General features: G+C 69.8%; 8 protein-coding genes, 1 pseudogene and 1 riboswitch. Of the genes and pseudogenes, 2 read left to right on the forward strand and 7 right to left on the reverse strand.

What is annotated here, in order from left to right; translation table 11 throughout:
• Nucleotide 1: 1 nt before the first annotated feature.
• The 4 genes and pseudogenes from F8566_RS19870 to F8566_RS19880 form a co-directional block, all read right to left on the reverse strand.
• Complete coding sequence (locus tag F8566_RS19870) at nt 2-370, reverse strand: hypothetical protein (RefSeq protein ID WP_151561957.1); 369 nt, start codon at nt 368-370, stop codon at nt 2-4.
• Nucleotides 367-3,228, reverse strand: coding sequence for an SseB family protein (locus F8566_RS52305; RefSeq protein WP_264159353.1), 2,862 nt, complete (start codon nt 3,226-3,228; stop codon nt 367-369). The genes F8566_RS19870 and F8566_RS52305 overlap by 4 nt, the downstream gene beginning before the upstream one ends.
• A 1,698-nt stretch (nt 3,229-4,926) precedes the next feature.
• Nucleotides 4,927-5,229: pseudogene (locus F8566_RS53010) on the reverse strand (SseB family protein); the annotation flags it as partial.
• A gap of 229 nt (nt 5,230-5,458) precedes the next feature.
• Nucleotides 5,459-6,904, reverse strand: a complete 1,446-nt coding sequence (locus F8566_RS19880) for an aminotransferase class V-fold PLP-dependent enzyme (RefSeq protein ID WP_151561961.1) — start codon at nt 6,902-6,904, stop codon at nt 5,459-5,461.
• 47 nt (nt 6,905-6,951) lie between these two features.
• Nucleotides 6,952-7,067, reverse strand: a riboswitch (SAM riboswitch).
• A 51-nt stretch (nt 7,068-7,118) separates the two neighbouring features.
• Between F8566_RS19880 and F8566_RS19885 the strand changes: the two genes are divergently transcribed.
• Nucleotides 7,119-7,541 carry a hypothetical protein gene (locus tag F8566_RS19885; RefSeq protein WP_151561963.1) on the forward strand — a complete coding sequence of 141 codons (423 nt, stop codon included), beginning with the start codon at nt 7,119-7,121 and terminating at the stop codon, nt 7,539-7,541.
• Nucleotides 7,542-7,620: 79 nt separating this feature from the next.
• Here the strand turns inward: F8566_RS19885 and F8566_RS19890 are convergent, their stop codons facing one another.
• Both F8566_RS19890 and F8566_RS19895 read right to left on the reverse strand, forming a co-directional pair.
• Complete coding sequence (locus tag F8566_RS19890; protein WP_151561965.1) at nt 7,621-10,539, reverse strand: transglycosylase domain-containing protein; 2,919 nt, start codon at nt 10,537-10,539, stop codon at nt 7,621-7,623.
• A 221-nt stretch (nt 10,540-10,760) separates the two neighbouring features.
• Entirely contained in the window at nt 10,761-12,026 is a 1,266-nt protein-coding gene (locus F8566_RS19895; RefSeq protein WP_192809762.1) for an FKBP-type peptidyl-prolyl cis-trans isomerase, read from the reverse strand.
• 281 nt (nt 12,027-12,307) lie between these two features.
• On the opposite strand from F8566_RS19895, the gene F8566_RS19905 reads away from it, so the two are divergent.
• A complete protein-coding gene (locus F8566_RS19905; protein ID WP_151561967.1) occupies nt 12,308-12,748 on the forward strand; it encodes an STAS domain-containing protein in 441 nt (146 codons plus the stop codon).
• Nucleotides 12,749-13,056: 308 nt separating this feature from the next.
• On the opposite strand, the gene F8566_RS19910 is transcribed toward F8566_RS19905, so the two are convergent.
• A complete protein-coding gene (locus tag F8566_RS19910; protein WP_151561969.1) occupies nt 13,057-13,356 on the reverse strand; it encodes a hypothetical protein in 300 nt (99 codons plus the stop codon).
• Nucleotides 13,357-13,968 lie beyond the last annotated feature (612 nt).

The following is a 13,968-nucleotide window of genomic DNA, read 5'->3' on the forward strand; positions in this document are numbered from 1 at the left end:
ATCAGATGAATTCCTCACGGAGGTCCTCGATCTCGGTACGCGGAGCCCAGGTCTGCCAGACGCCGTGGTCGACGCGGTCGAGACTCAGCCGGGCCGCCGTCGGGGCGCGTCCACCTGCGTACTCGACCCGCAGCCAGCCCTCGTGTTCGCCGACGATGATGAAACGCTCGCCACGCCACGAGCAGGTCGTGCGGATGTAGCGGAGCTCCTCTACCTCGTGGGCGGGCACGATGCGGCGGTAGCGGCCCGGACGTATCTCTTCGAATCCGTCGGTCGGCTGGTCGGCGTACAACCGGATGTCACCGTCGGCACCCGGCGCCGCCTCGAACTCCCGGCCGAGCCAACGAGCGATGTAGCCGTCACGCGTCACTTCGCCGCCTCCGAACGATCCGTACCGCCGGCGGTCTCCTCCTGAGGACGCAGCCACGCGAGCCGGTCCGGGTCGTACATCGCGACGAACCGCTCGGATCGATCCGTCCCGAGGTAATACATCTCTGCCCCGTAGGGGAGGCGAACGCTGTCGACCTTGTACTCGCGGATGGAGCCCGCGCTGCCCGGCGCGAACCCGCCGCCCTGGAACGGCGGCCGCTCGATCACCCAGCCCGCGTCGCCCCAGGCCTCCAGGGCCTCCTCGGTCTGCCCGCCGAACGGGATCCGATAGAGAGCGCCGCAGTACGCGGGCCACCGGATCACATAGACGCCGTCGTCACCCAGGTCGAACGGGGAGTCCTCGTAGAGAAGCCCCAGCGCCTCGTACAGCTGCACAGGCGTCTGCAGGTCGGCGACATCTGACGTCGGGTGCACGAAGCCGCCCACGCGATCATAACCCTGCTCCAGGTACCAGCTGACGTGGCTGTGCGGGACGACCTTCTGCATGACCGTCGGCTGGCCGGAGAGCTCGGCTTCCGGCGTCGGCATCGGCGGACGCGTGCGGTATGGCTGCGCGGGGGCGGTCGTCGGCTCGGGTACGGTCGTCGGCTCGGGTTCGGGGTCGCTCAGTGACTGCGGCGGCTCGTACGCCGACTCGGACTCGCGCTGAGGAGCGGGCGGCACCGGCACCTCCGGCCGCGCCTGGACGAGCCCGACCCGTACCGCCCACTCGCTCAGCGCGTGGACCTGGTCGCCGCGCAACGACGCGCCGATCCGGGTGCCCGGGTTGAGCAGCATGGCCCAGTCCTGGTGCGGCCAGGAGCCGATCAGCTCCCGGAAGTCCGCGTACACGAACCGCGACTCCGGCAGCACCTCGCGCAACCGTACGAGCGACGTGAAGACCTGTACCGCCGACGGTTCGCGCAGCGCCGCCTCCCAGCGGAACTCCTGCTGTATCGGCGTCACTTCCAGCGCCGCGTCCTGCGGAATCGGGACGAGAACGTTGGCGGCCAGCAACACCCGCAGGAACGCGTCGGAGTCACCTGCGAGCGCGGCCTCGTAGAGTTCCTGGTCGATCCGGTTACCCGGCTCGAACTCCTCCTCCGGCTGCTGTACCTGATCAGGTGCGGCCTGCGCGCCGGTGGCCTGAGCCGTGACATCGCCCCTGGGCTGGTTCGGCTGCGCACCCGTGGGCTGCGTGGCGGCTTCGTCCGGTTGGCCAGGTGTCGCCGGTGCTGTGGTGTCGGTCGGCTCTGTGCCCGAGGGCTGCGCGGCGACACCGCCCGTGGTGCGCCCTGTGAGGTCGCCCGTGGTGCGCCCTGTCAGATCCCCCGTGGTGCGCCCTGTGAGGTCGCTTGGCTGTGCGCTCGCGGGTTGCGCGCCCGTGGCTTGCGCTGCGGCCTCGTCGGGCTGGCCGGGCGCTGGCTGTGCCGCGGTGCCGCCTGGCTGTTTACCTAGGGGTTGCCCAGCGTGATCGCTCGGCGGCGCCCCTGCCGGTCGTGCCGCGATGTCGTTCGGCTGCGCGCTCGTGGGTTGCCCGGGGAGTTCGTTCGCTTGCGCATCCGCAGGCTGTGATGCGACGTCATCCGGTTGGCCGGGTGCTGCCTGCGCCGAAGGGGCAAGGCCCGAGGGCTGCGCGGTCGGCGGCTGCGCTGCCGGGGCGTTCGGCTGGCCGGTCGGCGGAGTCCCCGACGGGTCGTTCGCCTGAGCCGCGGGGCCTTGCGGCGCCGCACCACCGGGCGGAGCCCCAGCGTCGGCCGGGTGCCCCGGTGTGGCCGGTGCCGCACCGGTCGGCTGCCCACTGGTTGGCTGCGCACCCGTGGGTGGTGCACCACGCTCACGTCGCAGAGACGTCGGCTGGGCCGCTGTGGGCTTCGCCTCAGCCGGCCGGTCGCTGGTCGCCGTCGTACGCGGCGGTCCGCTGAGGGCGCGGACCTGTTCGCCGGGCATGGTGGCGTCGATCGGCGTACCGGGGTTGAGGACGAGCGTCCACTCGGTGTCCGGCCAGGCGGCCACCATTTCGAGCAGGCTCGGCATCACGAAGCGGGACGACCCGATCGCCTCGTTCATCCACTTGAGCGAGGTGAACACCTGGATCGAGGTCTGGCCGTGGACCGGGACCGGCCGCCACGGAAACTCGCGGTCATCGGGCGAGATGCCCCAGGGGGTGTCCGCGTCCGCGGGCACCAGCACCTGCGCCCCCAGCAAGATCTTGAAGAACGTGTCCGTGTCGCGGCGCCGAGCGGCCTCGAAGAGCCGCTGCTCGACGTCGTTCTGCGGCTCGAACTGTTCCGCGAGACGCCTCGCCGCGCGTTCGTCGGCCCACTTGGCCAAGCCCGGCAACTGCTCGGCCTGGATCGTGCCACCCGCCCGGGAGCCCGAGTTGATCGCCAGGGCCCACCGCGGGTCCGGCCAGTAACGCATGGCCACAGTGAACGGCAGCTTGATCGAGTCGGATCCGGTCCCCGTGGCCGCGGCGGCCTCGACCAGGCGTTCGGGGGACGTGAACATCGGCACGAACGTGACGCCCTCGATGTCGGCGGCCTGCCAGGGAAAACCCGGCCGCCCGGGGCGCAACGTGTAGTCGAGCTCCTCCGGAACGGGAAGCAGCACGTCGGCGTCCGCGAGCGTCTGCAGGAAGAGATCGTGATCGTTCTGCGCAGCGGCGCGGAGCAGATCCTTCTCCACCTCGTTCGCGGGCCGGAACTCGGGGCGGCGCGCCTGCCGTGGCAGATCCTTGTGCTGGTCCTGGAGCTCTTCCCAAGCACCATCGTCCGTCGCCGCGGGGGGATCGACGACAGTCTCTTCGGGCGAGGGACCGCCGGCGTGCTTGGCGGTCCGTCGCGTCGGAGCGACCAAGGCGTCAGATCCGGTATCGCTCGGCGAAGCAGTCCCGGGAACGTTCGTCGCGCCCGCGGCATGGGTCGGCCCACCAGGCTTCACGCCGGGCGCGGAACTCTCGCTGGGCGTGGACGTGCCGGTGGGTGCAGCCGCCGCATCGGCATCGGGTGCGTCACCTGGAACGACCGGCGTGCTGGGGGCGAGCGCATCCGAAACAGACCCTGCGCTGGGAGCCGGTGCCGGTTCTCCCTGAGCGGGCCTCGGGTCACCAGGATGCGGTGTACCGGTGGCGTGCTGAGGATCACCGGCGGGTGTGGCACCTGGAGCGTTCGTGGTGCCGAAGACCGCTTCCGACCCTGGAGTTAGCGGCGAGTCCGCCGGGCGTGCCGGGCCTGGATCCCGCGTACCGCCAGGGGCGCCAGGCGTGGGCGCGCCTGGGGGCAGGGGCGAGCCGGTACCGGGCGTCCCTCCCAGCGCTGGCCCGGCCACGGGTGTTCCCGGCGCGGGTGTGCCAGCGCCAGGGGCGGGTGTGCCAGTACCAGGTGCGGGTGTGCCAGTACCAGGTGCGGGTGTGCCAGCGCCAGGTGCGGGTGTGCCAGCGCCGGGGGCGGGTGTGCCACGACCATGTACGCCAGTGCCGTGGGCGGGTGTGCCAGAAGCAGGTGTGTCGGGGATGGGCGTGCCAGCGCCAGGTGTGCCGTGGGTGGATGAGCCTGGAGCAGGCGTATCTGCGCCGGGTGTGCCGCGAGCAGGTGTGTCTGCGCGAGCTGTGCCAGGGCCGGATGTGTCAGTGCCAGGTGTACCTAGCGCGGGTGTGCCTGGAACAGGCGTGCCGGTAGCGGGTGTGCCAGCGTCGGATGTACCGGGGCCGGGTGTACTGGGGCCGGGTGTGCCGGGGGCAGATATACCAGCGCCAGATGTGCCTGGCGCGCGCGTGCCGGAAGCGGGTGCCTCGGGACCGGGTCTGCTGGCGTCTTCCGGACTGGCGCCGGGCATGGCAGAGCCTGGCGTGCCATGGAGCGGCGCGCCAACGGAAGGCGTGCCTGTGCCTGGCGTGTCTATGCCCGGTGTGCCAGGGATCGGTGTGCCTGTGCCTGGTGTGCCGGGGATCGGTGTGCCAGGGGCGGGGGTGTCACCGCTGGGCGTGGGAGCGCCGGGCGCGGCGGGGCCAGGTGTGCCCGGGGACGCCGGGTCAGTACTGGGCGTGCCGGGGAGAGGTGTCGCGCCTGCGGCATGTGCGCCCCCTGCTTGTGTACTCCCTGCTTGTGTACTCCCGGCGTGTGCGCCTCCCTGGCGGGGGGCTCCTGGGGCTGCGGGTGTGGGGCCCGGGTATGTGCCTTCTGCCGGTGTGCTTGCTGCGTGGGCGCCCCGGGAGGGCATCGGGTCGGGGGCGGGGGGCGCCGGAGTTGTCGGGGCGCCCAGGCCGGTGGCGGGGTCGCCGATCGGTGGCAGGTCGGTGACCGTGGTGTCAGGAGAAGGCTGCTGTTGCGGGGCCGCCGGGGCCGGGGCCGGGGTCGCCGGGGCCTGGGTCGCCGGGGCCGGGGCCGGGGCCGGGGCTGCCGCGGTGCGTCCTGCCTGCGGAAGCTTGGTGTCACCTTCGCCGAGCTGCATGATGAACCACGCCGGGAGCCGACCCTCGATCGGCAGCGGGACGGCGGACTTCGCGCTGTGGGCGGGGGCGTCGACCGCCAGCCACCAGCGCGGGTCGGGCCAGGTTTCGGCCAGATCGGTGAACTTGAGCTTCATGAAGTGCTGGTACGCCGGTCCCAGGCAGGCGCGCATCGCCGCCGCGGAGGTGTAGACGAGCACGTGGACGCGCCCGTCCTCCTCCTGGGTCGGCCACGCCGGCTGGGCCTCGTTGGCGAGCACGTCGTCGATCAGATCCGGTGGTACGGGGATCACCAGCTCGCTCTCCGCGAGCAACCGGAAGTACGTCTCCTGGTCCCCCGCGCGCACCGCCTCGTGCAACCGGCGCTCGAGCTCAGACGTGGGTCGCCACACGTCGGCCACGGTCGCCACCCCCTGTTCCTTGCCGCGCTGTTCTCATCCCGCCGCCCCTGTCCCGCCCGCCTGCGAGCCCGCTGCACGGACCCCGGCGGGCAAGTCACGGACCTGACTACGCTACATGGGCGAACAGGACCAAAGCGTCCTATCGGCGGGTCGCCGGTCGAGACCAGGCCGCCCGGCTGTGGCCAAGTCGCCTGATGACCGGGTCCCCGACCGGAGGCTTCGACGCGCGTGCCGACCGTCAGCCGCGAGGTCCCCCGGCGATCCGCGCGAGGGCGTCCAGCAGCCGGTCGACGTGCTCCTCGGTCGTTCCGATGCCGAAACTGGCGCGTACCGCCGAGGTCTGTCCGCCTCCGCATCCGCCTGCACCCGAGGCGCCACCGGCCTCCAGCGGCGCCTCGGACGCACCCAGGAGGTGGTGGACGAACGGGTGAGCGCAGAACTTCCCGTCCCGGACGCCGATGCCGTAATCCCCGGACAGCGTAAGCGCCACGTCACGCGCGCTCCAGCCGTCCACGACGAACGACACGATTCCTACCCTGTCGCTACGGTCACCCCACAGAGTGAGTTCGCGCACACCGGGGATCGCGGCGAGTCCCTTCCGGAGACGGGCCAGGAGGCGCTCCTCGTCCTCCTTCAGAACGTCCCACCCGGTGCCCGCGAGCGCCTCACAGGCCGCGGCGAGCGCGATGACGCCGAGCACGTTGGGGGTGCCCGCCTCGTGACGCTGCTCGGGGCTGGTCGACCACTGCGTGGTCCCGCCGCCGTTCTGGACCGAGGCGCTCGCGCCGCCGCCCTTGAGGTACGGCTCGGCGGCGCGCAGCCAGTCACCCCGGCCCGCGAGCACCCCGGCGCCGAACGGCGCGTACAGCTTGTGCCCGGAGAACGCCACGTAGTCGAGGCCGAGGGTCTTCATGTCGAGCGGCCGGTGGGGGACGAGCTGGGCGGCGTCGACGGCGATCCGGGCGCCATGGCGCCGCGCCACGTTCGCCAGTTCGGCGATCGGCCAGAGCTCACCGGTCACGTTGGAGGCCGCCGTGACGACCAGCAGCCGCGGTCCCGCCGGAGCCTCGGCCAGCGCCCGGTCGGCGGCGGAGATCGCCTCGACGGGGCTGGCGGGCGCCGGAAGCCGCACGGCGCGCTTCCACGGCAGCAGGGTGGCGTGGTGCTCGGTCTCGAAGACGATGACGGTGGTGCCCGACGGGACGGCGTGGGCGAGCAGGTTCATCGCGTCGGTGGTGTTGCGGGTGAAGACGACGGCGTCGCGTTCCCAGGCGCCGAGGAACGAACGCACGGTCTCGCGCGCCTTCTCGTATGCATCCGTCGTGACCTGCGATGCGTATCCGGCGCCGCGGTGGACGCTGCTGTAGTAAGGCAGTGCGCGGGTGATGGCCTCGTGCACCGCCTCCAGACACGGGGCGCTCGCGGCGTAGTCGAGGTTGGCGTAGCCGACGGTGCCGCCGTCGTTCAGCGGGACCGGCGCACCCGCGCCGATGACCTGGAGCGGGGCGCTCGCTGCGGCACGCGCGGACGGGACGGTGGCGGCGGCGGTGCCCGCGGGCGGGGCGGCGTCGACGGTACGCGCAGACGGGGCAGTGGGGGCGGTACGCGTGGACGAGACGGCGGCGGCGGTACGGGAGGCCGGGACGGTGGCGCTGGGGGAGTGGGTGAGCGTGGCGGCGTGCATGCGTGCGACCTCTCAGGATCCAGGGACCCCTCAAGGTGGCTACCAGGGGTCCGCGCTTGCCGTACGCGGTGTTGCGCACGGCCCGGTCCTCACCCGGGGCACCCCATCGCGGACGAAGGGTTGCCGGCCAGCAAGCCGGGGCTTGACGCTGGCGCTCATGACCTAGTGCGGAAGTATATGCAGATACCGGCGGGGATCAAGTGGGGAGGGTGTCATGCGGAACGGGGCACAGGCGGCGACGGAGGCCTGGGGGGCTGCAGCAACGAGGGCTCGTGCGGCCCGGCTGGTGGTCGGCGGGACTCTGGTCATGAGCCTGGGTGCGTGCGGACTGGTCGGCGGGGGCGACAACACGAGTCAGGTCTGCACTGAGACCAAGCAGGCTTACCAGCAGTACATCACCAAGGTGAAAGGCGCGTCCGCGGCGGATCCGGCCCAGTGGAAGCAGGTCACCGACCAGCTCGCGGGCAAGATCGACGGGCTGGCCAAAAAGGCCGAGAAGAAAAAGCTGAAGAAGGCGCTCACCGACGAAGCGGCCCGGCTCCGTACGGCCGCCGCCAGTGTCGGAACGGGCGACGCAGCGCAACTCAACGCCGCCATGTCCGGTACGCCGGAACGAATTGGCAACGCCTGTTCCTGACGTTCGCCTTGCAGCCCTTGCATGACATGGAAAAGGGAGCCGGACCGTGGTCCGGCTCCCTTTTCCTCATCGGCTTTCGTTATCCGTTCGGGCGCTGTGGATTGCCGCCACCGTCACCCGGGTCGCCCGGTTCGGGATCACCGGGGCCCGGGAGGCTCGGTTCGGGGATCGGAGGGGTCGGCCGGCCGGACGGCGGCTTGGGCGGCCTCGAACCATCGCCCGGGTTCGGCGTCAGCGGAGGCCGCGACGGCCTGTCCGACGGCGTGGACGGCGCGCCGGTCGAGCGGCCGCTCGGCGTGCCGCCGTAGCTCCCGGGGTAGGACGACGGGTCGCCGAACTCCTTGATCTCGAAGTTCTTGATGGCCACCGCCTTGGACATGTACGAGTTCCACATCTGCGCCGGCAGCTGGCCGCCGTACACGCCGTACCCGGGGATCGACAGCGGCTTGCCGTCGCTCCGGAACATCGCCACCGACGTCGCCATCTGCGGGATGAACCCGTTGAACCAGATCGCCCGGCCGCCGTTCGTCGTGCCGGTCTTGCCCGCCACGTCGCGCCCGTCCGAGAGCTGGGCGCCCGTGCCGGTACCGCTCTGCACGACCTTGCTCATCGCGTACGTGGCGTCCTTGGCGACCTGCTGGCTGAACGCCCGCTTGCCCTTCTCGGTGAAGTCCTTCTCCTCGCCGCTCTCGTCACTGACCGACTTCACCGTGTACGGCTTCCGGTAGACGCCCTCGGAGGCGAACGTCGCGTAGACCGCCGCCTGCTGGACCGGATGCACGGAGACCGTGCCGAGGGGGAACGAGGGGGCGTCCCGCTGTGCCTTGGTCATCTGGCTCGCCGGGATGCCCATCTTCTCGGCCATCTCGGCGATCCTCTCGGTGCCGATGTCCTGACCGAGGTTGACGTACGCCGTGTTGATCGAGTTCTGCGTCATGGTGACGAGGTTGACCATGCCGTACTGGGCGTTGCCGTCGTTCCGCAGGGCCGTGCGGTTGAAGTACTGCGGCGAGCTGCCGTCGTACGAGGTCGACAGGGTCTTGCCGTCGTCGAGCGCCGCCGCGAGCGCGATCGGCTTGAACCCCGATCCGGCCTGGGCGAGATCCCAGAACGCACTGCTGCCCGCCTCGTCCAGGTAGTCGCGACCGCCATAGAACGCCTCGACCTGGCCGTTCTTCGGGTCGACCGACACCATCGCGGTCCGGATCTTCTTGCTCATCCCGTCGGGCACGTTCGAGGTCACCGCGTCCTTGGCGGCGTCCATGAGGTCCTCGTCGAACGTGGTGGTGATCTTCAGCCCGCCGCGGTTGATCTGGTCCTCGGTGTAGCCGCGGCGCTCCAGGAGCTCCTTCTTGGCCACGTTGACCATGTAGCCCTTCTGGCCCTTGAGGATGTCGGTGATCTTCTGCTTCTTGGGCTGCGGGAACGTCATCTGCGCCACCTCGGCGGCGGTGACGGCGTTGTCCCGGACCATGTTGTTGAGCACGGCCCTCCACCGCTGCTCGGCGGCGGGCCGCCGGGCGGCGGTCGGGCTGCCGAAGGGCGTCGGCTGCTGGATCGCGGCGGCCAGATAGGCGCCCTCGGCCGCCGTCAGCTGGCTGACGTCCTTGCCGTAGTACGCCTTGGCCGCGGCCTGGATGCCGTACGCGTCGCGGCCGAAGTAGATCGTGTTGAGGTACTGCTCCAGGATCCAGTCCTTGTCCTTCTCCCGCCCGACCTTCAGGGAGACCATGATCTCCTTGAGCTTGCGGAAGACGGAGCGTTCGGTGCCGATCCCGCCGTAGTAGTTGCGGACCATCTGCTGCGTGATGGTCGAGCCGCCCTGCAGTTGCTCGCCGCTGACCGTGGACCAGAAGGCGCGCGCGGTGCCCTTCACCGACACACCCGGGTCGTCGTAGAAGCCACGGTTCTCGGCCGCGATCACCGCTTCCCGGACACCCTTCGGCACCTTGTCGAGATCGACCGCGTCCCGGTTGGTGCCGGTCTTGGCGATGAGGGTCTTGCCGTCGGAGTAGTAGAAGCTCGGCCCCTGCGCCACCGCGGACTCCTGTGGCGACGGCACCGGCGTAAGGACATAGGCGATCGCGAACGCGGCGATGCCGAACCCGATCAGGCCCAACACCGTGAAGGCCGCCCGCCGCGCATACCGAACAGGTCGGCTGCGCTGCTTCTTGCCCCCCTTACCAGGCGACACCTTCCCCGCGCCCACCTTGCTCGCCGCCGTCCCCGGGGCGACCATGCCTCCAGCAGCCGCATCATCCCCAGCACCCTTGCCCGCGACCGTCTCCCGAGCGGCCGCCTCACTCACGGCCGCGCCGCTCACGGCCGCCTCATCTGCGGCCGCGCCGTTCACAGGCGCGTCACTCGCGAATGCCCCGCTAGCGGGCACGTCGTTCACGAACGGATCACTCGCAGGCGCGTTATCCCCGGGCGCCTCACTTGCGGCCGCGTCGTTCATGAACGGATCACTCGCGGGCGCGTTGCCTGCGGGCGCGCCGTTACCGGATGCGTCGCTCGCGGGCGCGTCGCCTGAGAATGTCTCACTGGCGGCCGCGTCGTTCATGAACGGATCACTCGCGGGCGCGTTGTCGCCGGGCGCCTCACTTGCGGCCGCGCCATTACCGGAGGCATCGCTCGCGGACGCGTCGCCTGCGAGTGCCTGGCTGGCGTCCGCGTCGTTCACGGACGTGTCGCTGGCAGGCGCGTTGTCGCCGGGTGCCTCATCTGCGGGCGCGCCGTTACCGGGCGCCTCGTTCGCGGGCGCCTCGTTCGCGGGCGCGTCGCTCGCGGGTGCATCGTCGGGAGGCTCGTTGCCCGTGGGTGCCTCATCGGGAGTCGGCTCGACGTCCTCGACCGTGGTCATCGTCGCGGTCTTGGTGGTCGCCGGCTCGGCCGCGGACGTGGTGACGTCCTTGTCGCTGCCTTTCGATTCGTCCGGTTTCGCATCGTCCTGCCCGGTGGGCTTGTCGCCTTCCGGGCCCGTACCACTACTACTCACAAGCCCCCCGTGATTCTTTCGTTACCGACGATACCCGAGGGCATTCGCGGTTTCGGCCGATCACTGCACTCTCCTGGAGTTCTCAATAGAGGACGATCAGTGTCCCGGGCCGGTTGTCGTGGCTCGCATCACGAGCACGAACGGGAGCTCCATTCCGGAACCGTCATAAAAGTAAGGCGGGACACCCATCAAGGTGTCCCGCCGTACACGTGTGACCGGAGTTACTTCGGAACCGTGCCGAGGATGTCGACGACGAACACCAGCGTGTCGGTGCCCTTGATGCCGGCCTGCTCGTTGCCCTTCGTCCCGTACCCCTCCTTGGGCGGCAGGATGAGCAGCACGCGGCTGCCGACCTTGGCGCCGGTGAGCCCCTTGTCGAAGCCCGGCACGGTGCCGCCCGTGCCGATCGGGAACGAGGCGGGCTGGCCCTTGCTCCAGCTCTCGTCGAACGTCTTACCGTCCCGCCAGAGCTTGCCCACGTACTGCACGATGGCGTTGTCACCCTTGGCCAGGGCCGGACCGCTGCCCTCGATCAGGGTCCTGACCTCGAGCTTGCCCGGGGGGTCGGCCTTCGGCACGGTCACCTTCGGACCCTTGCCGGGCTGCCCCGGCTCGACCTTGGGCAGGTTCTTGTCGTCGAGCTTCTTCTCGGTGCCCTTGGCCTCGGCGTTCTTGGGGATCGCCGCCAGGATGTCCACCACGAAGACCACGGAGTCCTTGTTGGTGAGGCCCATCTGCGAGCCCTGCTCGCCGAACCCGTCCGCCGGCGGCAGCTGCAGCACCAGCCGGCTGCCCGCCGGATGCCCGGCCAGGCCCTTGTCGAGTCCCTTGACCTGGGTGTTGCCGACCGTCATCGGCATGACCTGCTGGCCGCCCTGCTGCTCGTAAGACGAGTTCAGCTTCTTGCTGGTGCTCTCCTTGGCCTTGTCGCCGGTGCCCTTCTTGGACCACTGGTAGAACGCGAACTTCACATACGCGATGTCGCCGTTGGCGAGCTTGGGCCCGCTCCCCGTGATCGCCTCGGTCACCTTGAACTTGTTGTCCGGCACCAGGTTCTTGGGGATGTCGACCTTGGGCGCGGTGCCGAGCGCGCCGGTCACCTTGATCTCCGGTCCCGGCCGGGTCACGTAGAACGTCGTGGCGCCCGCGATGGCCACCAGTCCGACGACCACTGCCACGGCCGTCAACTGGCGGCGCTTCTTGGCCTGCGCGGCGGTCAACGCCGACGGCCGCGGCCCGCTGCCGCGCCCGGCACTGATCCCGTGAGGCGTGAACTCCGGGCTCCGGATGTTCTTGGCCTGCGGCAGCTTGGCCGCCCCTGCCGCCGGTGCCTTGATCTTGATCGAGGGCTTCGCCGCGGACTTCTCCTCGGCCTCGCCCTCCTCGGCCACTGCCTCGGCAGCGCCGGTCGACTCGTCCTTCAGCTCGTCCGCTGCCGAGTCGTCTTTGCCCGTCGGCGCACCCTTGGGCTTGTCATCCTCGGCCATGTTTCCTCACTCGATCCGGGTTCACGAAACGTCCACCCTGCCAGCCCGCCCCTAAGGTGGCCGTGAAATCAGGGCAAAGACAACCGGCTGCAATCTACCGGCCAACCGGCGGACGACGGCAAGGCAGAGCGGCGGAGCGAGACCGACCTGTCACCCGCCGACGGCACACCCGCCCCACACGGCACGCGGAACCGGCGTGAACGAGCTTTGCTGATCAGTGGAAGCGGGCAGGATGGTTTCGGCGCCGAGACGTGCCGTGGCGCCAGGGGGAGGGGGATGGCATGACGTCCGGCTTCTCGACACCTGCGGGGGGTGAGCCCTCCGACTATGGGGCCCGGTTCCGGTTCCGGCTCCGGCGGCAGGACGGCTATGTCGTGGTCGAGGTCATCGGCGATCTGGACCTGCACAGCGCCCCGCACTTCAACCATCACCTGGGTGAGGCGATCAGGTCGCAGGCCCTTCCTCACGTGGCCGTGGACCTGTCGGAGGTGTCGTTCTTCGACACCTCGGGCCTGAACTCGGTGATCGTCGCCTGGAAGCGGATCAAGGCGAGCGGTGGCCATCTGGTCCTGGTGCGGCCGACGAAGCAGATCAGCTCCGTGCTGAGGATCACCGGCATGGACCGGCACTTCGACGTCGCCGACACACTGCCCAGCATGGCCATCGGCGAGGAGCCGGTAGCTCAGATCGGAGACGTGGCCCTGGACGAGCCCACGGCCTAGAGCCTCGAGAGCGCCCACGCGGCCCTGCGCTGGCCGCGTCAGCCAGCCGACCTCGCCGTCGCGACAGACCTAGACGGCACATGTGCCCCCCGCTTCTGGCAGTGTTTTCGCTGGTGGCGGGGGCTTCGCTGGTGGGCGTAAGCGCGCCGGGCAGGATTCGAACCCGCGACCGTCGGATGAGAAGATCGCTGCTCAACTAACCCGCCGCACATGGCCTTACCTGCGGCCGCTCGTCATGCTGACGTCTCCACACACAAGATCATTCCGCGCATATTCCGGATCTTGAAACTCGGGCTGCACGTCGGTGCCTAGTCTCCGTTGAAGACCAGGTAGCGGTGAGGCTTGCGCTCGCACTGTTGGATCAACGCGACGATCTCTCGTACAGCCTCGCGCTCATCAGGCGATGCGTCTGCGGCAATTTGGTCGAGTTCAGCGAGTACAGGCTTCATCTGCAGGCGGTTGAAGGTGGTGTTGTCATAGCGATCAACATGGCCGAGCAGGGGCAGGCCAGCACGCTCCGCACTCTGACAGAGCGCCCAGATTGCGGGGTGAACGCAGGTCCCTTCGAGGCTTCCGGTGTACGTGCGTATCTGAACACTCATCCCCATACCGACAGACAGTAGGGCATCGCTGCGGCCGGTCCGGAGTGCTCATTCGCGCGAACGGCGAGACGCTGTGACAGAGCCCGGCGCGCGAATGAGTGCTCCGGTTCCAGGAGGGGCCTGGGGAACCACGGGGTTCCCCAGTCACACATCCTCGTGGCGAGATATCACCCGTCGTCTACACGAGCGGGCTGCCGTCCAATGCCGTGGGGACCCGGAGGGCGAGCAACGCGAGTTGGCCGGCGGCCTGCGCCCGTTGACTCCGAGCGGCGGCGCGGCCTGGTGACTGCCGTTCAGCCGGGTGACAAGCCGGGGCGTCGCCGATGCGCGGCCGGGCCTCTCTTCGCTTGGGGGCTGACCTGCGGAAACGCGGCCAAGATCATTCCGTGTATGTTCCGGGAACAGTCCCATGGAGCTGCTTTCGGTGGCATCTGGCTGCACATGGGGTCCCCCGCGCTCAGCGGTGTTTTCGCTGGTGGCGGGGGGCTTCGCTGGTGGGCGTAAGCGCGCCGGGCAGGATTCGAACCCGCGACCGTCGGATTAGAAGTCCTACCGACAAAACAGAGAGTCCGATGACGAGAAAATCTCGGCGCTGACCTGCGGAAACGATTGATCGCC

The sequence above is a fragment of the Actinomadura rudentiformis genome (genome assembly GCF_008923185.1).
GTDB classification, from domain to species: domain Bacteria; phylum Actinomycetota; class Actinomycetes; order Streptosporangiales; family Streptosporangiaceae; genus Spirillospora; species Spirillospora rudentiformis.

Excerpts from the sequence above, each read along its gene's own strand:
- F8566_RS19880 (WP_151561961.1), bottom strand. The coding sequence starts at position 6,904 with ATGCACGCCGCCACGCTCACCCACTCCCCCAGCGCCACCGTCCCGGCC.
- F8566_RS19905 (WP_151561967.1), top strand. The coding sequence starts at position 12,308 with ATGACGTCCGGCTTCTCGACACCTGCGGGGGGTGAGCCCTCCGACTAT.
- F8566_RS19910 (WP_151561969.1), bottom strand. The coding sequence starts at position 13,356 with ATGGGGATGAGTGTTCAGATACGCACGTACACCGGAAGCCTCGAAGGG.
- F8566_RS19885 (WP_151561963.1), top strand. The coding sequence starts at position 7,119 with ATGCGGAACGGGGCACAGGCGGCGACGGAGGCCTGGGGGGCTGCAGCA.
- F8566_RS19895 (WP_192809762.1), bottom strand. The coding sequence starts at position 12,026 with ATGGCCGAGGATGACAAGCCCAAGGGTGCGCCGACGGGCAAAGACGAC.